The organism is Marinobacter sp. DS40M6, from assembly GCF_028581595.1.
GTDB classification, from domain to species: domain Bacteria; phylum Pseudomonadota; class Gammaproteobacteria; order Pseudomonadales; family Oleiphilaceae; genus Marinobacter; species Marinobacter salarius.
Genome location: NZ_JAFCAE010000001.1, coordinates 17256 through 44086, shown reverse-complemented (window position 1 = coordinate 44086; position 26831 = coordinate 17256). Strand labels below are relative to the sequence as shown.

34 protein-coding genes are annotated in these 26831 nt (G+C 56.0%); 16 read left to right on the top strand and 18 right to left on the bottom strand.

Annotation, left to right across the window (positions count from 1 at the left end; genetic code table 11):
* Positions 1-10 precede the first annotated feature (10 nt).
* Positions 11-457 carry a VOC family protein gene (locus JJO78_RS00225; RefSeq protein ID WP_091643147.1) on the bottom strand — a complete coding sequence of 149 codons (447 nt, stop codon included), beginning with the start codon at positions 455-457 and terminating at the stop codon, positions 11-13.
* 132 nt (positions 458-589) lie between these two features.
* Here JJO78_RS00225 and JJO78_RS00220 point away from each other — a divergent pair, with 132 nt between their 5' ends.
* A complete protein-coding gene (locus JJO78_RS00220) occupies positions 590-1486 on the top strand; it encodes a LysR family transcriptional regulator (RefSeq protein ID WP_091643149.1) in 897 nt (298 codons plus the stop codon).
* Between the two features lie 15 nt (positions 1487-1501).
* Here the strand turns inward: JJO78_RS00220 and JJO78_RS00215 are convergent, their stop codons facing one another.
* From JJO78_RS00215 to JJO78_RS00200, 4 genes are all read right to left on the bottom strand, one after another.
* On the bottom strand, positions 1502-1816 hold the full coding sequence (locus JJO78_RS00215; RefSeq protein ID WP_091643152.1) for a HigA family addiction module antitoxin: 315 nt from the start codon (positions 1814-1816) through the stop codon (positions 1502-1504).
* A 14-nt stretch (positions 1817-1830) separates the two neighbouring features.
* Entirely contained in the window at positions 1831-2112 is a 282-nt protein-coding gene (locus tag JJO78_RS00210; protein WP_091643155.1) for a type II toxin-antitoxin system RelE/ParE family toxin, read from the bottom strand.
* A 66-nt stretch (positions 2113-2178) separates the two neighbouring features.
* The gene (brnA, locus tag JJO78_RS00205) at positions 2179-2448 is read right to left on the bottom strand and encodes a type II toxin-antitoxin system BrnA family antitoxin (protein ID WP_091643158.1); all 270 of its coding nucleotides are present in this window, start codon (positions 2446-2448) and stop codon (positions 2179-2181) included.
* Positions 2438-2701 carry a BrnT family toxin gene (locus tag JJO78_RS00200; RefSeq protein WP_091643161.1) on the bottom strand — a complete coding sequence of 88 codons (264 nt, stop codon included), beginning with the start codon at positions 2699-2701 and terminating at the stop codon, positions 2438-2440. The genes brnA and JJO78_RS00200 overlap by 11 nt, the downstream gene beginning before the upstream one ends.
* A gap of 104 nt (positions 2702-2805) precedes the next feature.
* Between JJO78_RS00200 and JJO78_RS00195 the strand changes: the two genes are divergently transcribed.
* Complete coding sequence (locus tag JJO78_RS00195; RefSeq protein WP_220387383.1) at positions 2806-3111, top strand: group II intron maturase-specific domain-containing protein; 306 nt, start codon at positions 2806-2808, stop codon at positions 3109-3111.
* 83 nt (positions 3112-3194) lie between these two features.
* Here JJO78_RS00195 and JJO78_RS00190 read toward each other — a convergent pair whose 3' ends face one another.
* The 9 genes from JJO78_RS00190 to mutM all read right to left on the bottom strand — a co-directional run bounded on the left by JJO78_RS00190 (position 3195) and on the right by mutM (position 11351).
* Positions 3195-4106: a restriction endonuclease gene (locus tag JJO78_RS00190; RefSeq protein ID WP_091643164.1), complete on the bottom strand. Its 912-nt coding sequence runs from the start codon at positions 4104-4106 to the stop codon at positions 3195-3197.
* Positions 4107-4129: 23 nt separating this feature from the next.
* A complete protein-coding gene (locus tag JJO78_RS00185; RefSeq protein WP_091643167.1) occupies positions 4130-4507 on the bottom strand; it encodes a hypothetical protein in 378 nt (125 codons plus the stop codon).
* 528 nt (positions 4508-5035) lie between these two features.
* The gene (locus tag JJO78_RS00180; RefSeq protein WP_091643177.1) at positions 5036-5653 is read right to left on the bottom strand and encodes a hypothetical protein; all 618 of its coding nucleotides are present in this window, start codon (positions 5651-5653) and stop codon (positions 5036-5038) included.
* A gap of 511 nt (positions 5654-6164) precedes the next feature.
* A complete protein-coding gene (locus JJO78_RS00175) occupies positions 6165-7697 on the bottom strand; it encodes a phosphoenolpyruvate carboxykinase (RefSeq protein WP_075195801.1) in 1533 nt (510 codons plus the stop codon).
* 175 nt (positions 7698-7872) lie between these two features.
* Complete coding sequence (gene hslO / locus JJO78_RS00170; protein ID WP_075195800.1) at positions 7873-8727, bottom strand: Hsp33 family molecular chaperone HslO; 855 nt, start codon at positions 8725-8727, stop codon at positions 7873-7875.
* A 61-nt stretch (positions 8728-8788) separates the two neighbouring features.
* Entirely contained in the window at positions 8789-9196 is a 408-nt protein-coding gene (gene hslR / locus JJO78_RS00165) for a ribosome-associated heat shock protein Hsp15 (RefSeq protein ID WP_036211307.1), read from the bottom strand.
* A 41-nt stretch (positions 9197-9237) separates the two neighbouring features.
* A complete protein-coding gene (gene yrfG / locus JJO78_RS00160) occupies positions 9238-9927 on the bottom strand; it encodes a GMP/IMP nucleotidase (protein ID WP_036211304.1) in 690 nt (229 codons plus the stop codon).
* 77 nt (positions 9928-10004) lie between these two features.
* Complete coding sequence (locus JJO78_RS00155; RefSeq protein ID WP_091643179.1) at positions 10005-10337, bottom strand: hypothetical protein; 333 nt, start codon at positions 10335-10337, stop codon at positions 10005-10007.
* 189 nt (positions 10338-10526) lie between these two features.
* The gene (gene mutM / locus JJO78_RS00150) at positions 10527-11351 is read right to left on the bottom strand and encodes a bifunctional DNA-formamidopyrimidine glycosylase/DNA-(apurinic or apyrimidinic site) lyase (protein WP_036211298.1); all 825 of its coding nucleotides are present in this window, start codon (positions 11349-11351) and stop codon (positions 10527-10529) included.
* A 158-nt stretch (positions 11352-11509) separates the two neighbouring features.
* On the opposite strand from mutM, the gene JJO78_RS00145 reads away from it, so the two are divergent.
* Complete coding sequence (locus JJO78_RS00145) at positions 11510-12688, top strand: DesA family fatty acid desaturase (RefSeq protein ID WP_036211295.1); 1179 nt, start codon at positions 11510-11512, stop codon at positions 12686-12688.
* Positions 12689-12845: 157 nt separating this feature from the next.
* Here the strand turns inward: JJO78_RS00145 and rsmD are convergent, their stop codons facing one another.
* Positions 12846-13448, bottom strand: a complete 603-nt coding sequence (gene rsmD / locus JJO78_RS00140) for a 16S rRNA (guanine(966)-N(2))-methyltransferase RsmD (protein ID WP_091643181.1) — start codon at positions 13446-13448, stop codon at positions 12846-12848.
* Between the two features lie 165 nt (positions 13449-13613).
* Here rsmD and ftsY point away from each other — a divergent pair, with 165 nt between their 5' ends.
* From ftsY to JJO78_RS00105, 7 genes are all read left to right on the top strand, one after another.
* A complete protein-coding gene (gene ftsY / locus JJO78_RS00135) occupies positions 13614-14840 on the top strand; it encodes a signal recognition particle-docking protein FtsY (protein WP_273622813.1) in 1227 nt (408 codons plus the stop codon).
* 6 nt (positions 14841-14846) lie between these two features.
* Positions 14847-15530 (top strand): cell division ATP-binding protein FtsE, encoded by a 684-nt coding sequence (ftsE, locus tag JJO78_RS00130; protein WP_007155690.1) that lies wholly within the window; start codon positions 14847-14849, stop codon positions 15528-15530.
* Positions 15523-16521, top strand: a complete 999-nt coding sequence (gene ftsX, locus JJO78_RS00125; RefSeq protein ID WP_273622635.1) for a permease-like cell division protein FtsX — start codon at positions 15523-15525, stop codon at positions 16519-16521. Before ftsE ends, ftsX begins: the two co-directional genes overlap by 8 nt.
* A gap of 195 nt (positions 16522-16716) precedes the next feature.
* Positions 16717-17586 carry an RNA polymerase sigma factor RpoH gene (rpoH, locus tag JJO78_RS00120; RefSeq protein WP_041333049.1) on the top strand — a complete coding sequence of 290 codons (870 nt, stop codon included), beginning with the start codon at positions 16717-16719 and terminating at the stop codon, positions 17584-17586.
* A 102-nt stretch (positions 17587-17688) separates the two neighbouring features.
* Complete coding sequence (locus JJO78_RS00115; RefSeq protein ID WP_085678556.1) at positions 17689-18600, top strand: NAD(P)-dependent oxidoreductase; 912 nt, start codon at positions 17689-17691, stop codon at positions 18598-18600.
* A gap of 291 nt (positions 18601-18891) precedes the next feature.
* Positions 18892-19572 (top strand): winged helix-turn-helix domain-containing protein, encoded by a 681-nt coding sequence (locus tag JJO78_RS00110; RefSeq protein WP_007155393.1) that lies wholly within the window; start codon positions 18892-18894, stop codon positions 19570-19572.
* The gene (locus JJO78_RS00105) at positions 19559-21034 is read left to right on the top strand and encodes a sensor histidine kinase (RefSeq protein WP_036211274.1); all 1476 of its coding nucleotides are present in this window, start codon (positions 19559-19561) and stop codon (positions 21032-21034) included. Before JJO78_RS00110 ends, JJO78_RS00105 begins: the two co-directional genes overlap by 14 nt.
* On the opposite strand, the gene JJO78_RS00100 is transcribed toward JJO78_RS00105, so the two are convergent.
* A complete protein-coding gene (locus tag JJO78_RS00100; protein ID WP_075195795.1) occupies positions 21035-21289 on the bottom strand; it encodes a hypothetical protein in 255 nt (84 codons plus the stop codon).
* A 255-nt stretch (positions 21290-21544) separates the two neighbouring features.
* Between JJO78_RS00100 and greB the strand changes: the two genes are divergently transcribed.
* A complete protein-coding gene (greB, locus tag JJO78_RS00095; RefSeq protein WP_036211269.1) occupies positions 21545-22036 on the top strand; it encodes a transcription elongation factor GreB in 492 nt (163 codons plus the stop codon).
* Between the two features lie 159 nt (positions 22037-22195).
* Positions 22196-22612: a hypothetical protein gene (locus JJO78_RS00090; protein WP_075195794.1), complete on the top strand. Its 417-nt coding sequence runs from the start codon at positions 22196-22198 to the stop codon at positions 22610-22612.
* Between the two features lie 18 nt (positions 22613-22630).
* Here JJO78_RS00090 and JJO78_RS00085 read toward each other — a convergent pair whose 3' ends face one another.
* Both JJO78_RS00085 and JJO78_RS00080 read right to left on the bottom strand, forming a co-directional pair.
* Positions 22631-22942: a site-specific integrase gene (locus tag JJO78_RS00085; RefSeq protein WP_036211263.1), complete on the bottom strand. Its 312-nt coding sequence runs from the start codon at positions 22940-22942 to the stop codon at positions 22631-22633.
* 145 nt (positions 22943-23087) lie between these two features.
* On the bottom strand, positions 23088-23348 hold the full coding sequence (locus JJO78_RS00080) for an acyl-CoA-binding protein (RefSeq protein WP_036211260.1): 261 nt from the start codon (positions 23346-23348) through the stop codon (positions 23088-23090).
* Positions 23349-23499: 151 nt separating this feature from the next.
* On the opposite strand from JJO78_RS00080, the gene JJO78_RS00075 reads away from it, so the two are divergent.
* The 4 genes from JJO78_RS00075 to tssE all read left to right on the top strand — a co-directional run bounded on the left by JJO78_RS00075 (position 23500) and on the right by tssE (position 26706).
* Positions 23500-23991, top strand: coding sequence for a DUF4442 domain-containing protein (locus JJO78_RS00075; RefSeq protein WP_041333055.1), 492 nt, complete (start codon positions 23500-23502; stop codon positions 23989-23991).
* Positions 23992-24203: 212 nt separating this feature from the next.
* Complete coding sequence (tssB, locus tag JJO78_RS00070; protein ID WP_036211254.1) at positions 24204-24704, top strand: type VI secretion system contractile sheath small subunit; 501 nt, start codon at positions 24204-24206, stop codon at positions 24702-24704.
* A 76-nt stretch (positions 24705-24780) separates the two neighbouring features.
* Positions 24781-26262: a type VI secretion system contractile sheath large subunit gene (tssC, locus tag JJO78_RS00065; RefSeq protein WP_036211251.1), complete on the top strand. Its 1482-nt coding sequence runs from the start codon at positions 24781-24783 to the stop codon at positions 26260-26262.
* 3 nt (positions 26263-26265) lie between these two features.
* Positions 26266-26706 (top strand): type VI secretion system baseplate subunit TssE, encoded by a 441-nt coding sequence (tssE, locus tag JJO78_RS00060; protein WP_036211248.1) that lies wholly within the window; start codon positions 26266-26268, stop codon positions 26704-26706.
* Positions 26707-26831: the final 125 nt, after the last annotated feature.

Below are 26831 nucleotides of genomic sequence, written 5' to 3'. Positions count from 1 at the left end.
TTCCTGAGCGTTAATGGTTGTTGCTGGTGGGTGTGCTGGCAGGCCCTGATTCAGGCAATAACTGATTGAACTCCAGTACGTTCCTGTCGGGATCACGAATAAACAGCGTGATCCGGCGTGGGCCGAGACGATGAATGCCTTCGGTAATGGCAATGCCTGCCTGATCAAGCCAGTCTTTCAATGCGTAAAGATCATCGACCACGAAGGCGGGATGGGTTACACCGGGTAGCTTGATGGGCTCATCCAGCAACACGTTCCGGCCGTGAGGCAAACGCGTAGCGTTGAAGATCAGGTTGATGCGCACGCCGTCTGGCGTTTCCATTTCATTGGCTTCGTACTTGTCGAAGCGGCGTACCTCCTGAAACCCGAGTTGTTCATAGAAGGCCACGGCCTGTTGGCGGTCGCTGACCCGGATACCGACGTGATCGTACTGACGAATCGGCTGGGGTTGTTTCATGACGGACTCCGAATGAATGACGTTGTGCCACCAGTAAACGCCTCAACGCGGATTCAATAAATGCCGTCCACCTGTTAGGATTATTCAGGTTTTTGCACAAATCCCTGCCACACGCTGCGACGGTGCCTGCCGATGGACAAACTCAAAGCCATGAGTACTTTTGTCGCCATTGTGGATCAGGGCAGCCTCTCCGCAGCCGCTGACAAACTGGACCGATCCCCGGCCGCTGTCGTGCGAACCCTCGCCAGTCTGGAGCAGCACCTTGGTGTTCGCTTGCTCAATCGCAGCACCCGCCGTATCGCGCTTACTGATGAGGGGCGCGAATACCTCGATCACTGCCGCCGTATTCTGGCGGACATCCAGACCGCAGAGTTCCAACTCGATAGCCGGCGCGCCGACCCCGCTGGCAAGCTGACGATCACTGCGCCTGTAACGTTTGGCCGTCTGCATATCGCACCATTACTGAACCAATGGCTGAAACAGAACCCCGCCATGAGCGCGGAACTGATCCTGCTCGACCGCATCGTCGATGTGATAGAGGAAGGTTTTGATCTGGCCCTGCGCATTGGTCACCTGGCTGACAGCTCACTGGTGGCGAGACAGGTCGGCAGTACGCCCTATGTACTCTGTGTGAGCCCTGAGCTCATCGAACAGCGCGGACAGCCCAGCCATCCCGAACAGTTATCAGACTGGCCGACCGTGGGGTTCACGCCCGCCGGCGAGGTGTGGCAATTTCAGGTAGAGGGAGAGCTGTGGGAGCAGCGCATTCATCCCGTAGTCAGTGCGAATCAGATTGACACCGAACTCGCCGCCGCCCGGGATGGCCTGGGCATATGCCGGGTGTTGGGCTACCAGGCGCAGGAGGATTTTGAGCGCGGCACCCTGGTACCGGTGTTGGCGGAATACAATGCCCCGGCGTTGCCGGTGCAGTTCGTGTTTCCGCACAGCCGTTTGCTGTCACCACGAGTGCGGAAATTTCTGGATGCGGTGGTGGGGCCGTTGCAAGAGCGGTTGAGTGGGACGTACTGATTCAAAGCGCCGTTGTTAAGCAGCATGTAGCGGCTTGATTCGATCCACTTCTTCCTTGACCGACTGAGCGGCCGTCCAAAGATCAACAGATCGCTGCGCATTTAGCCAGAATTCCGGCGAATTACCAAACAAACGGGCAAGCCTGAGCGCCATTTCAGGACTGACAGCACGACGTTCGCGCAGTAGTTCATTAACTGACTGACGAGAAACGCCCAGAGATTCAGCCAACCCGGCAACGGAAAGGCCATAGTCCGGAAGGAAATCCTCCCTCAGCATCTCGCCAGGATGAGTCGGCTTGCGATGCATGCCGGCAGTATTAAGAATAGCCATAGTCATCACCTCACTCAGTGGTAGTCACACACTTCGACTTCATACGCATCGCCATCTTCAAAACGAAAACAGATACGCCACTGATCATTGATTGAAATTGCGTGCTGCCCCTGCCTGTTTCCCGCCAGCGGGTGAAGGCGATTGCCAGGCGGCACTTTCAAATCCTCCAGCTGCACGGCCAGATCCACGTATTCAAGTTTTCTAGCGGCTCTCGGTGCAACATCCGCAGGAAACTTCTTTGACTTGCCCTTGGAGTAAAGTTCTTGGGCTCGCTTGTCAGAGAAGGATTTGATCATGAGAAGGAGTGTATTGTGTCACGTGACGCTTGTCAACGTGATATGGCGATGCTGCATAACGCTCCGCTAATGTGCGCCGCCTGCGGCGTCACCATTGAGCGGTTTATTAGCAGATTCTGCCTGCAAACGCTCCACCAGCCACACCTTGATGATCGATTGGCGGGTAACGCCAATGCGTGCAGCCTCACGATCCAACGACTCGACAACCCAAGCCGGGAAATCGACGTTGATTCGCTTTTGTTCCTGATTAACGCGGCGAGCAGAGGACAGGTCCAGGTCATCAATGATATCTTCCTGACCTTCCTCAAATTTTTTATCGAAGTCTTTAGCTTTCATAGAGCTCAACCTCCTTCTTGCGGGAACGTCTGACTGAAATCAGACGAATACGAGTATCCCTGTACGTGACGACAGCCGACCAGTGCTTTTCACCAATCTTTCCTATCAGCAAAAACCTCTGTTCATCCTCTGATTTTGCGCGGATCTCCAGCAGGTATGGATCTTTCCACAGCCCTTGGGCGGCCACGAAATCGATACCGTGCTTGCCCAAGTTGGCCTGGCTTTTGGCTTCGTCGAATTCAAACTCATCCATGAGTATAAATTATTCCTTTTTTACTCACTCCGCAAGGCCCGGGACAAGCATCTGCTGGGAATGATTGCCCGGAATCTGCGAGCTGGGATTATGGATAACCAGCTATATGGATCAACTACTTTGGTATCGCCACCGGCTATCAGCGCTGCTGCGACATGGATCACTGGATTCGCCGTCGCGTCCGGATGGCCTACTGGCGACAGTGGCGCAAGCCGCGCACTAAAGTCAGAAACCTGATGAAGTTAGGTGTTCACGTGCAGGCCGCTGTGGCGTGTGGCATCACCAGTAAAGGTCCTTGGCGCAGCTCCAAGACGCCGGGTATTCAACAGGCACTGTCCAATGACTACCTGAAAGCCGAGGGACTGGCATCACTGCGCGATGGATGGATCAAGCTTCACCATTCCCGGTGAAACGCCCTGTGCGGAGCCGCCGGTCCGACGCATCGGTGGAGGGTGTTGTGGGGGCTGGGGATTAGATACCCCTGGCTACCCGGTTAGATGATTTTGGTTTTCCCGCTGACTGCATGTATGTAAATTTCTCCCCGTGTCTGTGCCGCTTTGATCTTTTTATCGAGCATTTCTGAAAATGACTGGAATTCTTCCAGAACCATCATTAAATCTTCACCATCGACAAAAATGGTCTTTATGGCTTTGCCATGAACAAGAGAATTAACTACATTATCGCTGAATCCATTAACAGAGATGAAAACACCCCTGCCGTAAAACTTACCTTCGATTTTTCCAACAAATTGGTATACGGGTTCATTTGCCGATGCCTTATCCTGCCACTTCGCTTCGACGAGATAATGCTCCCCTTCAAACTTAATAGCTCCATCAATTTGCTCGCCATTAACTCGGTAAGGCTCTGTTACTTCCAATCTTGACAGCTTACCAAGTTCTTGAAGCAAATTCTCTAATTCATACCCTCGACGTGCCGGTGGCAAACTACCTTGGATAAGCGCGAGGTACTTTTCTTTAAGCTCGCTAATGGTTTGTTTCGGATTTTGTGAGGCGGCTTCTTTGGCTGCACGTGCTTTTCGTTCTTTTTGAATTTTATGGTCTCGAATTTCTTGCAGTTGCTTAAGGTGTGTAATCGAACGCTCCGCGTCAGCTCTATTGAGCTTTTTCAACTTATCGAAATAATATGGATCAAAGGAAGACCATCCGACCAAGGATTTTAGCATTGAGCGAAAAGGCCCGAGGCCGCCATCCGGTTTTTCTGCCAAGTGACCAAACATGCAATCGACAATCTTGTATCTCGCTAGTTCTTTATGATCACCCAGAACCCGAATATCTGAATTGGTACAGCCATTGTCGACGAAGAACTGAACGATATGATCCTTCGGCCAAAATATTTTGAGAATGCAATCTCGCATTCCACTTTTAATATCTGAAGGAAAGCTCATTGGTATCCTTTTCTACACCCTCGTTAGGTTTCATCATCCAACAATTCATTTAACACGTCATCAATTCCGGAGGACTGCTCCTTTGCACGATCAAACAAATTCGCTAGAGCAGTTGTCGTGTCGTAATAATCCCATATGAGGTGCCCAAATAAATCCACGATGCATATTCCAACTGATACACTCCAAGAGTAATCAAATTCATCGTGAAAATATTTTGAGCGCTTTTCGAATAATCCAATTTTTTTTCCTTTGTAGACTCCCTCTAGATACAAAGGAACCAAATCATCAGTGCCACTAGTCAAGTATGCGGGAGCCTGGTTCCTAACCCACTTCATTTCATCATTGACAGTAGCCCTTGTAAGCCTCTGGATCAGTTGTGTCGCTTTGCTGTCTATGCTCATTTTCAATCCCACTTTGTATCTTTTACCAGTTGCTCCAAGACGGTAATTACAGCCGACAACTCATTGTAGTAACTCCAAGCCTGATCTAACGTTGCGTCATTTACGGGCTCCATCCGAAATAGACGCCGTTCGCATAATTTTGTTATTGCGGCGTGAATACGCTTCCGTTCGCCCTCAGGAACCTTGCCCCCAGCATTTCTGAGTAGATTAACCGCGATGTGTATCTGATTCACGCCGAGCCGTCGTTCGCAAGGCCAATTTTTAAGCGCCTTGGAAAGAGTGCTACTTGCTTTGCCCAGATCTCTTACCAATTCGGGCAATCTCGCTCTTCGAAGATAAGACTTGCGAATACCTCTCACTTCGAAATAGACAAGCAAAGCAAGGCCCGCCCCAATTATCGAGCAAGCTGCTGCTATGTAGTTAAGCCAATTCGGCAAATTAAACCTCCATGAAACCTAATGCTTGCAGCATGCGCGCTCACGGAATGGAGCCGAAGGCGCAATGTAATGGGTGTCGTCGTGCCTGCACTTAGGCATCACGATCCTTATTCAAAGTGATTATGATTCTTCGAGAATCTTCAATGATGCTGTCGATAGTGACAGGGCCCGAGTTCTCTTCAATTCGTTTCTGGATCTGAGGCGGAGTGCTTAGATCAACTCGAACAGTAAGCTCGCCCTGTTCGTCGGTTGTCTTGTTCACATCCTCAATGACGTAATTGTCAAAGGTCCAGCCATCGAGAACTCTGTCGATATTTCTGTCTAAAACCTCTTTGCGCTGGGGACCACTTAGGTAGGCCACCAGCTCTTTGTGCATATTACTCTGCTGCCATGCTTCCTTGATCGACTCCCCGATGGTCTGCTGTAAAAGCCAAATCCCGAAGGCCGTGAGAGTGACGGTGAGTGTCAGACTCCCTCTCTCTAACCTCTCAAGATAATACGCTTCAATATGATTGAGCTGACCATCCAATCGGTCGCGAAGCGACTGCTTCTGCGAGGGCGTTGTCTCGCTAGATCTAATAAGGTAAGCAACCTCCTGGTATTGGATCTCGCGGAGGATAGTTGAAATTCTTTTGAGAAGAGATCTTATCGTTCTATCGGAGATAAGGTCTAAATGAGGGTGGTAAAAGACAAAATTAACGTTTTTCATGCTTTTTGGGGCCAGAGTTCAGGCTTCTACCTTTTGGTCAGTAGAATTTTTTCGCTGTCACCTCGGAGTATTGCTCAGGAATAGAGCATACCCTCTCGGACAGCGGCACTGAACCGCGCAGCCAACTCCATGTTATTGAATTATTTACCCAGGCGCAATCGGGGGCACTAGCCTAACATTTATATATGAGTCGCCACGACGGCATTCTCAGCGACCAATATCTCAATTCTAACGTTCCCCAAAATTAGGAAGAAAATACTGTCAGGTCAATAAGTTCCGGCTATTTTCCTAACCATCACCCCGGAAAAAGCGGTCATAGTGACCGCTATCTTCATCCAGAGACTTGCCGCCACAATTTGATTTCGAAGGAAAAATAGAAAGATTATTGAAGCCTGCAAAAATCATGGTTGCAGTGACCACTTTCTAGTGTTTTTTGATGTATTCATGTGAGATAGCCACGAAAAAAGCGCCGTGCTCATAGAGCAGGGCGCTTTCTTCAGTAAAGGCGGGCTTACGCTTTCGGCCCGGCCTCCACGATGGCGTCGGAAACATCAAACTTCTTGAAGTTTTCCACGAACTGGCCAATCAGCTCGGCGGCCTTGGCGTCGTAGTCTTCCTTGCTGGCCCAGGTGTTGCGGGGGTTCAGCAGGTTGTTGTCTACGCCCGGTACGTCAACCGGCACGTCCACGTTCAGGGTGGGCAGGTGCTCGGTTTCGGCATCGTCCAGGTCGCCATTCTGGATGGCAGCGATGATGCCACGGGTGGTGGGGATGCTGAAACGCTCGCCCACGCCGTAGGGGCCGCCGGTCCATCCAGTGTTCACCAGGAAGACCTTGCTGCCAAACTCATCCATGCGCTTCATCAGCAGCTCGGCGTAGACGCCGGCCGGGCGCGGGAAGAAAGGCGCGCCGAAGCAGGTGGAGAAAGTGGCTTTCAGCTTGGACGAAGAGCCCATTTCGGTGGAGCCCACCAGCGCGGTGTAGCCACTCAGGAAGTGGTAGGCCGCGGCTTCCTTGCTGAGGATGGACACGGGCGGCAGTACGCCGGTCATGTCGCAGGTCAGGAAGACGATGTGTGACGGCTCGCCGGCGCGGTTCTCAATAACGCGTTTCTCAACGTGCTCCAGCGGGTAGGCGCAACGGGAGTTTTCGGTGAGAGAGACGTCGGTGTAGTCCGGCTCGCGGGTTTCCGGGTCGATGGTGACGTTTTCAACGATGGCACCGAAGCGGATGGCGTCCCAGATAATGGGTTCGTTCTTCTGGCTCAGGTCGATGCACTTGGCGTAGCAGCCGCCTTCAATGTTGAAGACGGTGCCGGGGCCCCAGCCATGCTCGTCGTCGCCGATCAGGAAGCGATCAGGGTCGGCAGAGAGGGTGGTCTTGCCGGTGCCAGAGAGGCCAAAGAACAGGCAGGTTTCGCCGTCTTCGCCAACGTTGGCGGAGCAGTGCATGGGCAGCACGTCTTTTTCCGGCAGCAGGAAGTTCTGTACGGAGAACATCGCCTTTTTCATTTCGCCGGCGTAGTGCATGCCTGCCAGCAGTACCTTGCGCTTGGCAAAGTTGATGATCACGCAGCCGTTGCTGTTGGTGCCATCGCGCTCGGGCACGCACTCAAAATTGGCGGCGTTGAGGATCTGCCACTCCTGCTTGTCGGCCGGGTTGAAGCTGTCAGGGCGAATAAACAGATTCTGGCCGAAGAGGTTCTGCCAGGCGGTTTCGGTGGTCATGCGCACCGGCAGGTAGTGTTCCGGGTCGGAGCCAACGTGTACCTGGCTTACAAAGCTGTCTTTCTCGGCGATGTAGGCTTCAACGCGATCCCAGAGGGCATCAAACTTGTCCGCATCGAACGGGCGGTTGATGGGGCCCCAATGGATATCGTCAGAGGTACTGGGCTCTTCGACGATGTAGCGGTCTTTCGGGGACCGGCCTGTACGTTCACCGGTTTTGACCACCAGGGAACCATTTGCGGCCAGTTGGCCTTCGCGTCTTTCCAGTGCCAGCTCAACCAGTTGTGCTGCACTCAGATCATTATAAGTGTTACTCACTTCGACCTCGCCCTCGGGATGTGATCGTGATTACTCAGGCCGTCCCCCCTAAAAATTGACGGAAATCTGAGCAATCGGGTCAATTCAGGCGCGCTATTATGCCAGAGACGCCGGTAAAAAACGACTGCCCCGGAAACCGCTCTATGACTGGCTTCCGGGCCGTTCAGCCGGGTGTTCAGTGTAACGTATGGCCGGTGAAAAGGTGATCAATATCATTTCTATCGAAGCGATAGTGTTGATGACAGAACTGGCAGTCCATTTCGATGGAACCCTGCTCGTCGAGGATACTGTAGCACTCCTCCTTGCCGATGGATTCCAGGGCGCCCAGCGTTCGCTCCCGCGAGCAGCTGCAGCGGAAGGCGACGGGCTCGGCATCGAACAGGCGCACAGTTTCTTCGTTGAACAGGCGATGGAGCACGGTTTCGCTGTCCAGGGTCAGTAGTTCTTCGGCTTCGACGGTGCTGGCCAGGTGGTTAAGGCGATCCCACAGGTCGGAGTCCTGTTCGGTGTCGCCGGGCAGTTTCTGCAGCATCAGGCCGGCGCTACAGTTTTCATCGGCAAACAGGAAAAAGCTGGTGGGGATCTGCTCGGAGCGTTCGAAGTATTCTTCCAGGCAGCCGGCCAGGCTTTCCTCTTCCCGGGGCACCACGCCCTGGTAACGCTGGCCTTTGTCCGGGGAGATGGTGATGGCCATGCGGCCCTCGCCCAGCAGCGCATTCAGGGAGTCCTCGGTCACAGCGTGTTCGTCGTAACGGGCCAGGCCACGGATGAAACGATCATGGCTGCACTCTGCCATCAGTGTGCGCAGCGGGCCTTCGCCCTGGGCTTGCAGCGATAGGGTGCCTTCAAACTTGAGGGTGCTGCTCATCAGCACGCTGGCCACCAGGGATTCGCCCAGCATGCGCCGCACGGACGCGGGGTAGGGAGCCTGGCTGCCAATTTCACTGTAGCTGTCGTTCAGTTTCACCCAGGCTCCCCGGACCTGGCTGTCTTCAAAAATAAATCGCTGGAACTGGTCCCGGGATGCCATTGGTATTTCTCCTGAGCGTTAAAGTCGGAAACGGTAATCATTGGGGCGGGAAACAGGAATGCTAGAGCCCGTTCTGTTCCCGGAAGCGTTGTATATCCCGTCGGTCTTTCTTGGAAGGCCGTCTGGCCGGGGGTAGCTGCGCCGCCTGCATGGTTTTGCGCTGCCACGAGAGTTCTTCCCGGCGTTTCACGCTGTCGTCGGTTTCGTGATAGAGCTTCTGGGCTTCGGGGGCGCCCCGGCGCCGGTCACTGATGTCGTCCACCACCACAATGCATTCCTGCCAGCCCAGCCGCAGGGTCACTTTGGCGCCGGGCTCCACCAGTTTTCCGGGTTTGGTTCGCTGGCTGTTGTAGTGAACCTTGCCCCCTTCGATGGCTTGCTTGGCGAGGTTGCGGGTTTTGTAGAAGCGTGCTGCCCACAGCCATTTGTCGAGTCTTACGCGGGTGTCGTCAGTGGTGGTTGCCGTCATGTCTCCTCACCTGATGAGCGTATACGCATAGTATAGCTGGCTCACTGGCCGGATGGCAGGGGTTGGCGCTGACGCAGTGCCGGCAGGATTTCATCAAAATGATGAATCGAGGGGATGTCGGGGTGCCGGTCGCGGGCGGGCTGCCTGCTGTCTGGTGCCAGAATGGCAAGGCACTGGGCGATGCCAGCGGTGCGGGCGCTTTCCAGTACCGGGAAGCTGTCGTCCACCATCAATGTTGCGGCGGCCTGATAGGCTTCCAGCCCGGCGAGGTCCTGCCAGAAGGCGGGATCTTCCTTGGGTTTGCCCAGCTGGTGGCTCGAGATGATGTTGTCCACCCGGCTGTCCAGGCCGGTGCGCTGAAGCTTCAAACTGAGCGGGTCCGGATGGCAGTTGGTGACAATCACGGAGCGCAAACCGGTATCACGGACGGCATCGAGAAAATCCGTCACATGCGGGCGGTAGCCAATGCGTTCGCCCACTTCGGCCTTGAGCCCGGTGATGTCCATGTCCAGCCGGTCGCTCCAGTAGTCGGTGCAGTACCAGTTCAAAGAACCACGTTCGGCCATGATCATCGGAATGATAGTGTCACGGGCTTCTTCCGGGCTGAGATTGTTGTACTCGGCGTAACGCCTGGGCAGGTGCTCGAGCCAGAAATGGTTGTCGAAATGCAGGTCGAGCAGTGTTCCGTCCATATCCAGGAACACCGTCTCAAGGGAGTGCCAGTTCACCATAAACAAAAACAGCCTGAAGTTGGTTAAACGTCAGGCTGCCGAAGAATGCGCAAATTGGCAAGGCGGGTTTTTACGGATCAGTTACCGTTTTGTTCAATGGGCTGTTGTTTCCTGCCGGTGCGAGTACAACCGAGGCAGCGAACAAAGGTGGCTTTGGCCGGGCCAACAACCAGGACTTCGCCGGCTTCCGCTGCGTTACCGCCCAGTGCGGAGAACGGCAGGGATACCAGGTAAACCACGCTTCCCACGATGGTGGTGGCAAACAGGGCCGGGCGAACAAACAGCGCATCGCCTGTCATTGCCAGTGCTGTAGGCTCTTCGTCGATGGCTTGAGCGTGGCCGACGGAGGAAAAAGCCAGCAGGCAAACCGCTACGGCTGTAATAACGATGTGGGAAATCTTACCGGTCATTTCTTGTTTCTCCTGAGCTTACCTTAGCTTGTCGGCGTTCTGATCTGGCCGATGGTCGCCCTGCCTTGGATGGCTGACGATACATATACCGCACAGTGTAGCTTACGATTATGGATACTCTGTTAACTATGAATCATATTTGCGTATTTTCAAACGATTTTTCTGTTTCATTAGTTGTCTGGCCGCCGTTCAGCGCTGGCATTTTCCGCAGTAAACCGTCGAGCGCTGGTTCATCCGGATTTCCTTCAGCGGATGGCCGCACTCGCGGCAGGACTCGCCATTACGGCCATACACCAGCAGCGACTGGGCAAAATAGCCCGGTTTGCCATCGCTGTTCACAAAGTCCCGCAGGGTGGTTCCACCCATGAGAATGGCCGCACTGAGCGTTTCGCGGATGGCTTCCACCAGGCGGTTGTAGCGGTCCAGGCTGATGCGGCCGGCGGCGCGACGGGGGTGGATGCCGGCCTTGAACAAGGCTTCGTTTGCATAGATGTTGCCCACGCCCACCACCACATGGTTGTCCATGATGAAGGATTTTACCGGTGTCTTCTTGCCCCGCGAGAGTCGATAGAGCAGGCGCCCGTTGAATTCCGGTGCCAGGGGTTCCGGCCCCAGGCTGGCGATCAGTGGATGCTGGTCCGGTGTTTCGGACCAGAGCCAGCAACCAAAGCGGCGGGGGTCGTTGAAGCGCAGGCGAATGCCGTTGTCGAGTGTCAGTTCCACGTGGTCATGAAGTAGGGGCTCACTCTGATCGGTGATCACCCGCAGGCTGCCGGACATGCCCAGGTGCACGATCAATGTTCCGGCAACGGTGGCCGAGCTTACGCCAATCAGCAGGTATTTGGCCCGGCGGTCCACGGTGTGGATGACAGAGCCTTCGATCAGTTCCGCGAGGTTGCCCGGCACGGGCCAGCGCAGGCGCCCGTCGCGCACGGTTACCTGAGTGATGGTCCGGTTTTCACAATGGGGGGCGATGCCGCGTCGGGTGGTTTCTACTTCGGGCAATTCGGGCAAAGGGATATACTCCAGCGGCACGGGCGGTAACGGATAAGTGTAATCGGTAACAAATTCGCATCCAAATGCGGTTGTTCGGGCTAACAACTGTACGCTAAAGTGGCTCAATACGGTTTGTCGGGCAGTGCCGGACCCGGATTTCGAACGAGGAAAACTCTATGTGGTACAACGGTCTTCTGGACCTTTCGGTGATGCAGCTGATTCTGGTTGCGCTGGGGCTTACCCACATCACAATTATCAGCGTTACGCTTTACCTGCATCGTCATTCTGCCCACAACTCGCTGGATCTTCATCCGGTGCTGGCGCATTTTTTCCGCTTCTGGCTGTGGCTGACCACGGCCCAGAACACCAAGCAGTGGACGGCGATTCACCGTAAACATCACGCCAAGTGCGAAACCGAGGAAGACCCTCACAGCCCGGTGGTCCTGGGTGTCCGCAAGGTGCTGCTTGAAGGTGCCGAACTGTACGACGAGGCCGGTACGCCAGAAACTCTGGAGCGTTATGGCCAGCGCACCCCGGAAGACTGGGTAGAGAACAACGTGTATAGCCGCTATAAACTGCTGGGCATTCAACTGATGGCGGTGATTGATCTGCTGCTGTTCGGTGTTCACGGTATCTGGATCTGGGCGGTGCAGATGATGTGGATTCCGGTCTGGGCGGCCGGTGTGGTCAATGGCATCGGGCACTTTATGGGGTATCGCAATTTCGAATGCAGCGATAACGCCCGCAACATTTCGCCCTGGGGCATCCTGATTGGCGGCGAAGAGCTGCACAATAATCACCACACCTATCCCAATTCCTCCAAGCTGTCTCGCCGCTGGTATGAAGTGGATATTGGCTGGGGCTATATTCGTCTGTTCCAGTTCTTCCGGTTGGCGAATCCCAAGGGCTTCAAGCCGATCGCACATTATGTACCTGGTAAGCAGGAAGTGGATGTCGAGACGGTTCAGGCCATTACCAACAGCCGGTTCGATATTATGCGTCAGTATCGTAAGCGGGTGATGGAGCCGGTGTTGCGTCAGCAGAAGGCGGTGATGGATGAGGAGATTCGTCCGCGTTATCGCAGTCTGAAGCGGTTGCTGTCCCGTGAGGTGACGTTGATCAAGCCGAAGGAGAAGGAGCACCTGGAAATTGCTCTGGAGAGCAATGCGGTGCTGCGGCAGATTTATGAGAAGAGTAATGAGTTGCAGGAGTTGTGGCGTCGCCGTGGTTTGAAGCCGCAGGAGAAGTTGCATGCGCTGATGGAGTGGTGCCGGGAGGCGGAGGCCAGTGGCATTCGTTATCTGGAAGACTTTGCGGCGCATTTGCGGGCTTATTCTCTTCGGCCTTCTCCGTAATTCTCCTTGTAGCCTGAGGGTTCAGGTGTCTGGTCCCGAGGTGGGGTGCCTTTTCTTCTGGGAAAAGAACTCGCTTTGCTCAGACACCTTTTCCCGGCAGAAAAGGCACCCCACCCCGAGACCGTCTGACCACTTCGGGGTCGCTGTTGCGGTTTCTTCAGACAGGTTCTGATTCTTCTACTCTGAATAAACAGTAGGTCACCTGGCCTGCTGTTTTTTGTCGATGCAGGGTCCAGTTGGCTGGTGCTGTGGGTGTCTGCATCTCGCTTTCGTGTTCCACGTAGACCCAGCTTCCCGGTTTTACCCAACCATTGTCCGCGATCATCGGGAGCAGTTTTTCCAGCCAGCCCTGGCGGAACGGCGGGTCCATGAACAGGATGTCGACGGGTTTGGCCGGTGGCTGGGCCAGGTAGGTGTCGACGGTCTGGCAGGCCACTTCTCCGTTTTCTGATTTCAATAGGCGCAGGTTGCTTCTCAGAGCCTGGGCGAGTGCGGGCGTGTAATCGACGAAGACGGTTGTGCCAGCGCCTCGGGAGAGGGCTTCGAGGCCGAGGGCGCCGGAGCCGGCGAAGAGGTCGAGGCAGCGGCTGCCGGCGAGGTGGTGCGTTAACCAGTTGAAGAGGGTTTCGCGGGTGCGGGCGGGAGTTGGGCGCACGCCGCCGGCTTCGGGGAAGCGGAGTTTGCGGCTGCGCCAGTCGCCGCCGATGATGCGGAGTTCGCCGCCGTTGCTGGCTGGCCTGGGTTTCTGGGTGCGCGCCATGGGGATGAGGCCTCTCGAGCATGGTTTGGTACGCCTGCCGGTGCAGGTTGCGCCATGTTACGAAGGTTTATGGGGCGAGTCACCTGCGGCCATCACTTAGGCCGGTCAGTCTGCTAGAATACCGCCTTTCTTGTATCCCGCGAATCGACGATCAATGGTATGACTATGACGGCAGAGTGGATTGCTATCGGCCTTCTGGCCCTTCTTGTCCTTGTGTTTGTTCTGGATGTGGCGGCAAACCGTCAGCGTATACCCCGGCCAAAGCCGGTGCCCCAGAAGAAGCCGGAGGCTCCGGAAGGTGCTGCCCCGAAATCCGGGTCGGAGGAGAAGGCGGAGCCTAAGTCCGAGCCCGATAGCGCGCCGGTCGCGGAAGCACCTGAAAAGCTTGCTGATAAGGAAACGCCCGCTGAAACCCCGACAACGCCGGAGCCTGAGCCTGAGCCAGAGCCGGAAGCACCTCAGGTCAGTGTTTTCGAGCGTATCCGCAATGGGTTGGGTAAAACCCGTGCCAATCTGACCGGTGGTTTTGCGGATCTGTTTTCCATCGGCAAAAAGGTAGACGAGGACCTGCTCGAGGAAATCGAGACCACCTTGCTGATGGCGGATGTGGGTGTGACCGCCACGTCGGAAATCATTGAGTCGCTCACCGACAAACTGGAGCGCAACCAGCTCAAGGACGGCGAAGCCCTGCGCAAGGCCCTGAGGGATGAGCTCCATGGCCTGCTGGCGGATGTGACAAAGCCCCTGGAAATTGAAGCCGGCAAAAAGCCCTACGTCATCCTGATGGTGGGTGTGAACGGTGTTGGTAAAACCACTACGATCGGTAAGCTCACCAAGCTTTTTCAGCGGGACGGCAAGTCGGTGATGCTGGCGGCGGGGGATACCTTCCGTGCCGCGGCGGTTGAGCAGTTGCAGGTGTGGGGCGAGCGTAATGACGTTCCCGTCGTGGCCCAGCATACCGGCGCCGACAGCGCATCCGTCATCTTTGATGCTGTTCAGTCTGCGCAGTCCCGTGGTGTGGATGTGGTGATTGCGGACACCGCCGGCCGCCTTCAGAACAAAGACAACCTGATGAGCGAGCTGGAGAAGGTTGTGCGGGTCATGAAGAAGCTGGATGAGTCCGCGCCCCACGAAGTCATGCTGGTTCTGGACGCCGGCACCGGCCAGAATGCTTTGAGTCAGGCCCAGGTGTTCCAGCAGGCGGTGGGGGTCAGCGGCATTACCCTGACCAAGCTGGACGGCACGGCCAAGGGTGGTATTGTGTTTGCCATCGCCCGGCAGTTGCAGCTACCCATCCGTTACATTGGTGTGGGGGAGCAGGTAGACGACCTGCGCAGCTTCGATGCCCGCACCTTTGTGGATGCGCTGTTTGATGAAAGCCCGGATAAGTAACCTTCAATGATCGAGTTCCGCCAGGTCACCAAACGTTATGACAGCGACCATACCGCGTTGCGTCAGGTCAATTTCGGCCTGGAGCGTGGTGAGTTGGCGTTTCTTACGGGGCATTCCGGTGCTGGCAAAAGTACGCTGCTAAAGCTGATTATGGTGATGGAGCGCCCCAGCGCCGGCGAGGTGATTGTGGGCGGGCAGGTGCTCAATACCCTGCCGCGCCGTCAGGTGCCGTACATCCGCCGACACATCGGTGTGGTGTTCCAGAATCACCAGTTATTGTTTGATCGCACCGTGTTCGACAACGTCGCCATGCCTTTGGAGGTGATGGGCACCCCGGCCCGGGATATCGGTCGCCGCGTGCGGGCCGCTCTGGACAAGGTGGGGTTGTTGAGCAAGGAAAAGATGAACCCGATGCAGCTATCCGGGGGTGAGCAGCAGCGGGTGGGCATTGCCCGTGCCGTGGTGAACAAGCCCCCGGTACTGTTGGCGGATGAGCCCACCGGTAACCTGGACCCGGAATTGTCTGCCGATATCATGCGGCTGTTTGCGGAATTCAGTCAGGTCGGGGTCACGGTGTTGATTGCTACCCACGATATTGCACTGATTAACGATCTTGGTCGCCGTACGTTGACTCTCGATCATGGTCGGCTGGTGACAGGCGTTGGCGCAAAAGGGGGGCTTCATGGCTAACGATCCCCGACGGCAGCCTGCCCGGGGCGCCAAAAGTGCCCGTTCTCCCTGGCGCCAGCAGGCCGAAAGTTACCTGAATCATCATCGTAAGGTGGCCCGGGACAGCGCGCAGCGTCTTTGGCACTCACCAGTGGCGAGCATGATGACCTGGACGGTGATGGGCGTGGCGCTGGCGCTGCCAGTGGCGCTCATGCTGTTGCTGGCCAGTCTGGAAGGCGTCAGTGCCGGCTGGGAAAGCTCGGCGAGGGTGACGGCCTATCTGAGTGACACCGTTTCTATTGAAGATGCCCGGTCATTGAAAGCCGAGGTGGCTGATGACAGCCGGGTGGCGGAAGTCGAGCTGATCGACCGTGAGACTGCGCTGGAAGAGTTCCGCGCTTCTTCCGGCCTTGAAGACGCCCTCGATTACCTGGACGGAAACCCGCTTCCCCATACTCTGCTGGTCACACCCAGTGAAGGTTCCCGCACCGCCGACGGCGTGGAAATGCTGCTGAAGGTTATTGAAGGGCTGGACGGTGTTGACCGGGTACAGGTGGATCTCGGCTGGTTGCAGCGTCTGAACGCCATGACCGACCTGTTGGGCCGTGCCGTCTGGGCGCTGGCGCTGTTGTTGGCGGCCGCCGTGGTGCTGGTGATTGGCAATACCGTTCGCCTTGCGATTGAAAATCGCCGCGACGAAATTCTGGTGGCAAAGTTGGTGGGTGGCACCGACGCTTTCGTGCGCCGGCCGTTCCTCTATACGGGGGCCTGGTTTGGCCTGGGCGGTGGCATTGTGGCCTTTATCCTGCTCCAGGTGTCGCTCTGGTGGCTCAGTGGCCCAGTGGAGCGGCTAGCCGGGTTGTACCGCAGTGAGTTTTCCCTGAGCGGGCTGAGCGTCGATGGCGCGCTGGCGTTGATAATTGCAGCCATGCTGTTAGGCTGGTTAGGCGCCTGGGTTGCCGTCAAGCGCCATCTGGATGACATTGAGCCGGGGGAAATTGCCGGCGGATGATCTCCGATCTCGGAAATACCGTATTGAAGCCAATACAGGTTTCGGCGTAGCTTGAAGATAGAATTCGAAGGCAGCCAGATTTCCAGTTTGTTGATTTGAAACAGTTTAGATGGAAATTTGGGTTATTTGCAGAGTGCTTGGCGGGCTGAATTAGAGTTGCTATATTTATCGGTCGTCATGTTCGGAGGATAAGACATGGGTACGAGTTTACAGATCATCGACAGACTGGTTCCGGGTGCCAACCTTGAGTCCTATATCCAGGCGGCCAGCCGCATTCCGGTACTGTCTGTCGAGGAAGAGCGCAAGCTCGCCGAGCGACTGCATTACGATGGTGATGTGGAAGCCGCGCGTGAGTTGGTTCTTTCGCATCTGCGCTTCGTGATCCACATTGCCCGCAGCTATGCGGGTTATGGGCTGTCCCAGGCAGATTTGATCCAGGAAGGTAACGTAGGCCTGATGAAGGCGGTCAAGCGTTTCAATCCGGAATACGGTGTTCGCCTGGTGTCCTTTGCAGTGCACTGGATCAAGGCCGAGATTCACGAGTTTATCCTGCGCAACTGGCGCATCGTGAAAGTGGCGACCACCAAGGCGCAGCGTAAGTTGTTCTTTAACCTGCGCAGCCAGAAGAAGCGTCTGGCGTGGTTGAGCCATGATGAGGTTAATGCCGTGGCCAGTGATCTTGGGGTTGAGCCCAAGGTTGTGCGGGAGATGGAAGGCCGTCTGGCTTCCCACGATACGGCGTTCGATGGCCCCCAGGATGATGACGACGACAATGCTTATCAGGCGCCGGCGTATTATCTGGAAGACAAGCGCAGCAATCCGGCCACGCAGTTGGAGCAATCAGACTGGACGGACGATTCCAATGGTCGTCTGATGGCGGCGCTGGGGCAGTTGGATGAGCGTAGCCAGGATATCCTTCGTGAGCGCTGGTTGTCGGATAGCAAGTCGACACTGCATGAGCTGGCTGACCGATATGGTGTTTCCGCTGAGCGTATTCGTCAGTTGGAGAAAAACGCCATGAAGAAGATTCGTCTGCATATGACAACGGAAGAAGAGGCGGCTTAACCCTTAGTTGACTTGGGGTTTGTCAGAACGCCACCACCCTTTGCGGGGTTGGTGGCGTTTTTGTTTGTATACTCTTTTAGAGCAAACCTTGGGTAAGAACAAATGACTGAAAATCGGTTTCATATAGCCTTCCTTGGTGTTGGCCTCATGGGTGCGCCCATGGTTCGGAATTTGTTGGATGCGGGTTATCCAATGACGTTGTGGAATCGGACGGGGAGTAAGTGCGAGCCTTTTGCCGATGAAGCTACCATTGCCGGTACACCGGAAGACGCGGTTCGAGATGCCGACATCGTCATCACCATGCTGGAGAACGGCGATGTGGTGGATGACGTGATGGTGGCCCAACGCGGTATCGCGGCGCTCAAGGCCGGGGCGGTCTATATTGATATGAGTTCGGTTCAGCCGTCGCTGGCGCGACGCCATGCGGCTTTGGCTAAGGAGCAGGGGGCCGGGTATTTGGATGCGCCTGTGTCCGGCGGCACTGTCGGCGCCGAGCAGGCAACGCTGAGTATTATGGCCGGTGGTTCTGGCGCAGACGTTGAGCGGGTGCGGCCGGTTTTTGAGGTGCTGGGGAAATGCACGCCCATTGGTCCGGTAGGGGCGGGGCAACTGGCGAAGCTGGCGAATCAGGCGATCGTGGGGATTACCATTGGCGCGGTGTCAGAGGCGTTGTTGCTGGCAGCGAAGGGTGGGGCTGATCCTGCCGCTGTTCGGGAGGCGCTGATGGGCGGTTTTGCGGGCAGTCGGATTCTGGAGTTGCACGGTCAGCGGATGATTGACCGGGACTTTTCGCCCGGTGCACCGGCGCGAATTCAGTTGAAGGACCTGCGGATGATTCTGGATGAGGCCCGTTCCGAGGGTCTGACCCTGCCGCTATCGCAGCAGGTGCATAATGAGTATCAAAGCCTGATCGCCAACGGGCACAGCGATGTGGATCACAGTGGTTTGTTGCTGGAACTGGAGCATCTCAACGGGGCATTGTTGGGTTCTTCGTCGGCCATCAAGCGCAAGTAGCAGGCTCGCTATGAATGTCTCCATGCTGTTTGCCGAGGTGAAATGCAGGAGCACGGCGCGGGTGAGATTAACTTTCGGAATGTTTTCGCAGCGCTGGACCGCCTGGGCTATGGTGGTTGGATGAACGTGGAATATTGCCTTGCGGGCTATACGGTGTCGAGACTAGGCTGGTTCGGGGTATGTCGTGACCGTCGCCATTGGCGACACCCTCTTACAAGATCGTAACTGGTCGGCAACGGATGTTCTTCGTACCCTAGCTGTTAATGTAATCCGCTATCGGGAGGAAAACCGGTGAAAGCACTGGTAATTGAAGACGATCAGGACGTGGCAAACTACCTTGTTAAAGGGCTGAAAGAGTCTGATTTTGTCGTGGACCACGCGGCGGATGGCAAGGAAGGCATGATGATGGCCGCCAGCGAAGACTACGACATCATGATTGTGGACCGCATGTTGCCAGGTATGGACGGCCTGTCGATCATCAAAACGGTGCGTGCCACTGGCAACCAGGTTCCAGTGTTGATCCTTAGCGCCCTGGGCGATGTGGATGACCGGGTGGAAGGCCTGCGTGGTGGTGGCGATGACTATCTGACCAAACCGTTCTCTTTCACCGAGCTGCTGGCCCGTATCGAATCCCTGGTGCGCCGTAATCGCCAGTCTGCGGAAACCGAGACCGTGCTGCGGGTGGCAGATCTGGAAATGGACCTGCTTGCCAGAACCGTTAAGCGGGCCGGGCACAACATTGATGTTCAGCCCCGGGAGTTCCGTCTGCTGGAATATCTCATGCGAAATGCCGGGCAGGTGGTCACTCGTACCATGTTGCTCGAAAAAGTATGGGACTATCATTTCGACCCCCAGACCAACGTCATCGACGTACACATCAGCCGTCTGAGGGCGAAGATCGACAAGGAATTCGAGACCCCCTTGCTGCAGACCATACGGGGTGCAGGGTACATGTTGCGTGAAACTGCTTAGCCAGCTCAGAACCTCATCGTTCCAGTTAGCCCTGCTGTACATGGTGGTGTTCGCCACCTCGGTTTTTTTGCTGCTGGCGTTTATCTACTGGCGCACGGCAGGGTTCATGACTGCCCAGACCGATGAGACCATCGAGGCCGAGATTGCCGGCCTCGCGGAGCAATACCGTGGCAGCGGTATCAATGGCCTTATTTCCATCATCCGCGAGCGTGTTGCCCGCGACCCCAACGCCAAATCCATCTATCTGTTGACGACGGACGACTTCGTCAAGCTCGCCGGTAACATCGAAAACTGGCCCAAGGGTTCTCGCTCTGACAGCGGCTGGATCAATTTCACCCTGAATCCGTCAGTGGGCTGGAATGGTCCGGAGCGACTCGCACGGGCTCGCATTTTCGAAGTGCAGGGTGGCCTGCGCCTGTTGGTGGGCCGTGATGTGGACGAGCTCACTAACCTGAAACGGGTGATCGAAACCGCCATTAACTGGGGGATGGGCATTACCCTGGCGCTGGCGCTGTTAGGCGGGTTCCTGATGAGCCGGAGCACCACGCGGCGCATTGAAGTCATCAACAACACTTCCCGGCGCATCATGAATGGGCATCTGTCCCTGCGTATACCAACCCGAGGTACCGACGACGACTTCGACCAGCTGGCGGAAAACCTGAACCAGATGCTGGATCGCATTGTTTACCTGATGGAAGGTATCCGGCATGTGTCCGACAGCATCGCCCACGATTTAAGAACCCCGCTGACCCGGCTGCGCAATCAGCTTGAAAACACCCTTATGTCGGTAGACAACGACGAGGCCCGGGAGCAGGCCGGCAAGGCCGTGGCAGAGGCGGACCAGTTGTTGGCCACCTTCAATGCCCTGCTTCGGATCGCGCGTTTGGAAACCCGTGGCAATACAGCGGACATGCAGCAGGTACCCCTGGGAGAGCTGGTTAGCGATGCGTGTGAGCTGTATGAAGCGTTGGCGGAAGACAAAGAGCAGCAGTTCGAGCAGTCCCTGGAAGATCATGTGGTGATCGAGGGCGATCGGGACCTGCTGTTCCAGATGGTCAGTAACCTGATTGATAACGCTATCAAGTACACCCCGGAACAAGGCGAGATCCGGGTAAACGTACGCAAGGATGGCAACGACGCGATTTTCGAGGTTGGGGACAGTGGCATCGGTATCCCCGATGACGAAAAAGACCAGGTGTTCCAGCGCTTCTACCGGGTTGGCAAAAGCCGGTCATTGCCCGGCAACGGCCTTGGGCTCAGCCTTGTCAGCGCGGTCGCGGAGATCCACCAGGGTGTTATCTCATTGAGCGATCATCACCCAGGGGAAGATTATCCGGGGCTGATGGTCACCATTCGGTTGCCCGCCTACTCGCCGAACCGGAAACGTCTGAAAGACACCCAGACCATTTCCGCTTCGGAAGCCGGAGAACAGAGCTCCCCGGGGGAGCTCAGGGGCGTTTGATCAGTTGCTGGATGCGCCGCGGAACTGATTTACGCGGCTGATCACTGGCTTCAGCAGCGTGTCTACCTGTGAGCGGCGACGATCGAATTTGGCCTGGATGCTGTCCCACTCACCTTCCAGATGTTTCTGTTCCAGCATGATAAACGCCGCCAGGTTATGACGGTTCAGCTTGCCGGTGATGCCGTATTGGTCAAGCCGATAGCCGATACTGTCGAGACCATTGAGGGCCGTGTTGAGAAGCTTTTTGGTGTTCATTCTGGTATCCCGTGCTTGGACGTTAAATCGGAAATTCAGTTAATTGAACGCTAACGCCTGCGTCTAGAGTGCGCAACCTAATCTGGCCCTGACCAAAACGTAATTCGGCCGCCACCACTGTGTAACCTGTTCTGTGGAAAATGGAAGGTGTAGCTAAGGAAGCCAGCGGAAACTCCGCTTGCTTCTCCCTCCAGCACAGCGCTAGCCTTACCCCGTTTTTACGGGGTTTTTTTATGTCTACACGGTGGTTTTTCTATGGCCAGAACCCGCTACATAACCGCGGAGGGCGAGCAGGCTCTTCGTGAGGAATTGCGTTTTCTCTGGAAGGAGAAGCGTCCGGAAGTGACGCAGGCGGTGCGGGAAGCAGCCGCTCAGGGCGATCGCTCAGAGAACGCCGAGTACATCTATGGCAAGAAACAGTTGCGGGAAATTGATCGACGCGTGCGCTTCCTGACCAAGCGGCTTGATGAGCTGACGGTGGTGGATCGTCTGCCTGATGACCGGGGCAAAGTGTTTTTTGGCGCCTGGGTGACCATCGAAAACGAAGGCGGCGACGAAAGCACTTACCGGCTGGTTGGGCCGGATGAGTTCGATCTGTCTCGCGGTTACCTGAGCATCGACTCTCCCATGGCGCGTGCGCTTTTGGGCAAACGCATTGACGACGAGGTGGGGGTGCGAACACCGGATGGCTGGAATCACGTTGTGATCACCAACATTCATTATGAACCGCTAACGCCCGACAAGTGAGGAGTGTCACAAAACTGGCGACTGACCGGGTTTTTTGTCGTTTTTGGCGATAGACTGATCAAAAATTGTCAGCCTGAGATGTATTTGTTCAAATAATGGTCAGGCTCGGCATGACATAAAAAGGCAGTCGTTATGGGCGGATTCGATACAAAAAGGACTATGATCGGCGCGACCGTGCTGGTGGTGGCGTTGTCACCTCTGGTGTGGGCCCAAACCGGCGAAGAAACCGTCGAGGGTGGCGCCTTCAACTATGAAGAGCGTTCAACGCTGGAAACCATTCCGTTCAACTCCATGGAAGAAGAGTCTCTGGCCAATACCGTGATCGAAGGTGGCCTGGAAGCGCCGGCGGCTGGCGTGCCCGTGCAGCCGCGAACGGACGAGGATTTCTACCTGGATCCCCTTGCCCTTCAGCCCCGTGATCCACGCACGGATCTCGGGCGAAGCGAAATTCCGGTCGAATTCCGCTTCAGCAACCCCAAGTCCATTCCCGGGCAAACCCACGGCGACAACTACATTATCCGCCCACCGACCAATCGGAACTACGGCGCGTTCAATACCACAACGACGGAACGATAATTCGTCTGCCGCGAGGGTTCAGGCGGCAACAATGCCCTCGGGCTCAGTTCTGCCCAACACATCTTCGTAGAAGAACGCCAGCGCCTGTTTGGCCTGATTGAGGCGTGCCCGTGACACTTCCAGGCGTTCGCTCAGGTAAGCCAGGAATAATTGCCGGTCGCCGGGTTGCAGCGTTTCCGGATTTTTCAGGTCGTGGAAAAGCACGAACCGGGAAATCCAGTGGAGATAGGTTTGCTCTGCGCGGTGGTTAAGCTGATGTTTGCGGATGGCGCCAGTCACTCGACTGACAAGCCCGGGCTGCGACTGTTCCAGCGCCTCGGTGATATCCATGATGCGTCTTCCGTGTGAATTGTTGTTCTTATGATGCGCGCATCTTATGACAATCGTTTGACCGCCGCAAAACTTTTGCGAGGGAAATTGAGTGGGAGCAGAACCGTCGGTGCGGCGGCTGCTCCCGATCAAGCTGGACTACGGGTTACTTCAGGGATTCCAGCTTATCGATGTACTTCTGCATGGCTTCCTCGGAGGAGGTGCCCTTGACCTTTTCCCAGGCGTCGTACTTGGCGCGGCCGACAAAATCCATCATGCCCGGGCGTTTGCCACTGACATCACCTTCGGTGGCCTGCTTGTAGAGGGCATAGAACTCCAGCTTGAGTTCGTTGGAGGGTTTGAAGTCGCCCTCGGCGTTCTGGATGTAGTTGACGGCTTCGTCAAAGCGGGTTTTCAGGTCACTCATATGGCGGTTCCTTTTCTGGTGTTGAATCCGATATTCACGATGCGGAAGAGTATATCCAGAGACAGTGTGACCGTCATTGGCCGATCGTTCCAATCCTTCGACGAATGGGGTATTGTCCGCATCCTTCTTTTAAGATAAACGGAGATGCCCCATGGCCGCCGCCAACAAACTGGCAAGCATTGTTGCCAAGATCAATCAGTTGCCGGAATTTGCCCGGCCCAAGGCTTTGTCGCTGTTTTTCGGCAAGGCGGTTCCGTTCACTGGTACCACCGGCATTCGCATTGAAGCCCTCGATCAGGAACGTTGCGTGATCTCCCTGAAGAACAAGCGCAGGGTCCAGAATCACATCAAGGGCGTACATGCCGTGGCTTCCCTGTTGTTGGCGGAATCCGCTACGGGCTTTCTCGTCGGTCTGAACGTGCCGGATGACAAGGTGCCCGTGATCAAAACCGCGCATGCCGAATACACCCGCCGTGCCAAAGGCGATATGAAGGTGGAGGCGTACCTTACCGCTGAGCAGCGTGAGCGTATGCTGACCGAAGAGAAGGGCGAAACCTCGGTGCCGGTGACCATCCACGACAGCGAAGGCCAGCAGCCGATCGAGATTGAAATGATCTGGGCCTGGACGCCAAAGCGTCGCTAGTTGCGATAGGTCATTGTTGTGAAAGGCCCCGGGATGTCGAATGGTTGGCAATTCTTTGCCCGGGGTCGAAATATTGCCAGAAGCTGGCCAATTTTTGCTTGAGTACCCGATTTATCCTGTGTAGAGTTCTGCCTGTAGCGTGCCAGGATGGTGCGCACAATGGACTGTAACACCGCAACTGAGTTTGCACATGGACCACAGGGAGCAAGCGCATGTCTTCAAAAGACGGTTCCGTCGCGCCGAAAGAGCGCATCAATATCAAGTATGTCCCCGCCACCGGTGATCAGCAGGCTGAAACAGAACTGCCGCTGAAGATGTTTGTCGTTGGTGACTTCAAGGGGCAAGCCGAAGAAACTCCGATCGAAGACCGTAAGGCGATTTCCGTCGACAAGAACAACTTCCGTTCTGTGATGTCGGAAGCCGGTCTCACCCTCTCCACCACGGTCACCAACAAGCTGGACGAAGAAGCCGAAGAATTGCCGGTTAACCTCGAGTTCCAGACGCTGGACGACTTTTCCCCGGATAGCATTTCCCGTCAGGTACCTGAGCTGAAGAAGCTGATTGAGCTTCGTGAAGCCCTGGTTGCCCTCAAGGGCCCGCTGGGTAACGTGCCATCGTTCCGATCCAAGCTGCAGGAACTGCTGGACAACGATGACGCCCGCGACAAACTCCTCCAGGAGCTTGAGCTGGCCACGGACGAAAGCGGCGAATAATCCGAACTCTTGATTCGAATTCTGCCATTGCTGGCAGGTTTCACTTTTCTATTAAAACGTACTGAAGGGATGTGGTATGTCTGATACTGCTGAGCAGCAATCTGCTGCCTCCGAAGCTGCTGCGGAAGGCTCACTGCTGGACCAGGTAATGGCCAACAGTCGCATGGCTCCCGCCGATGAAGGATACGATGTGGCGCGCCGCGGCGTGGCAACGTTTATCTCCAACCTGCTGAAAAGCGACGAGAAAGGCCAGCCGGTCAACAAGGCACTGGTCGACCAGATGGTGGTCGAGCTGGATCGCAAGATCAGCGCCCAGATGGACGAAATCCTGCACGCGCCCAAGCTGCAGGAACTGGAGTCTTCCTGGCGCGGCCTGAAGCTGATGGTGGATCGCACGGATTTCCGCGAGAACATCAAGGTGGACATTCTTCACGCCACCAAAACCGAACTGCTGGAAGACTTCGAGTTCGCACCCGATGTCACCCAGACCGGTTTCTACAAGCACATCTACTCCACAGAGTACGGCCAGTTTGGCGGCGAGCCCGTGGGCGCAGTTGTCGGCAACTATGCCTTCACACCCTCCACGCCGGACATGAAGCTGCTGCAGTATGTGTCTTCCGTAGGCGCCATGGCCCACGCGCCGTTCCTCTCCTCCGTTGCGCCAACATTCTTCGGTGTCGACAGCTATCAGGAACTGCCGGCCATCAAGGAACTGAAAGCCGTCTTCGAAGGCCCGAAGTACGCCAAGTGGCGCTCCCTGCGTGAGTCGGAAGACGCTCGCTACCTGGGTCTGACATCACCGCGCTTCCTGCTGCGTGTGCCTTATGACCCCACTGAAAACCCGGTACGCAGCTTCAACTACAAGGAAGACGTGTCCGGTGATCATGAGCATTACCTGTGGGGCAACACCGCCTACCTGTTGGCGACACGCCTGACCGAAAGCTTCGCGAAGTACCGCTGGTGCCCGAACATCATCGGCCCGCAAAGCGGTGGTTCGGTGGAAGATCTTCCGGTTCACACGTTCGAATCCTTCGGCCAGCTGGAAGCCAAGATTCCGACCGAGGTGCTGATCACCGACCGTCGCGAATACGAAATGGCTGACGAAGGCTTCATCGCCCTGACCATGCGTAAGGGCAGTGACAACGCAGCGTTCTTCTCTGCCAACTCGGTACAGAAACCCAAGCAGTTCCCGAACACCAAGGAAGGCAAAGAAGCGGAAACCAACTACAAGCTGGGTACGCAACTGCCTTACATGATGATCGTGAACCGCCTGGCGCACTACATCAAGGTGCTGCAGCGTGAGCAGATTGGTTCCTGGAAAGAGCGTCAGGATCTTGAGCGTGAGCTGAACACCTGGATTCGCCAGTACGTGGCCGACCAGGAAAACCCGCCGGCGGATGTTCGCAGCCGTCGACCACTGCGCGCCGCCAAGGTGACCGTTTCCGATGTGGAAGGCGATCCGGGCTGGTACTCGGTATCCCTGGCAGTTCGTCCGCACTTCAAGTACATGGGTGCGAACTTCGAACTGTCACTCGTCGGCCGTCTGGACAAGGACTAATCCGTGTTCAGGAACACCGGTGCAGACGGTGTTCAGGCTTCGGGCGGCAGTCTGTTCGAGCGTTTGGAACAGGCTGCCGAACCTGCGGGGCAAAGCATGGGGGAAGTAACCCATGTGGTGGATTCCATCAAACGCCACCTGGTTCGCCTGCTGAATGCCCATCCGGGCAACAGTGAGAGCGTGCCGGATCTGGGGTTGGTGGATTTCAACGACGCCACGCTCGGTACCCATGACCTGAGCATTCGTATTCGAAGCGCTATACGGCAGTGTATTGAGAAGTTTGAACCCAGGGTGAGCCGGGTGGATGTGATGGCGATGCCCCAGGGGCCCGATCCATTGCAGTTGCGGTTTCAGGTGACGGTCTACCTGAAGGTGGGTTCGGAAGACGATAAAACGACCATTGATTTGTTATTGGATGACAAGCGCTATTACCGGGTGATTTAACGCCACGAAATAGCTTGAAGACACGGATGAGAGTGGGGGTGCAGTCAGGCTTCCAAAAGTGTGCGGAGCCATGGATGGCGGAGCCCAAGCGCCCATGGATGGGCTTGCAGCGTCTTTTGGAAGCC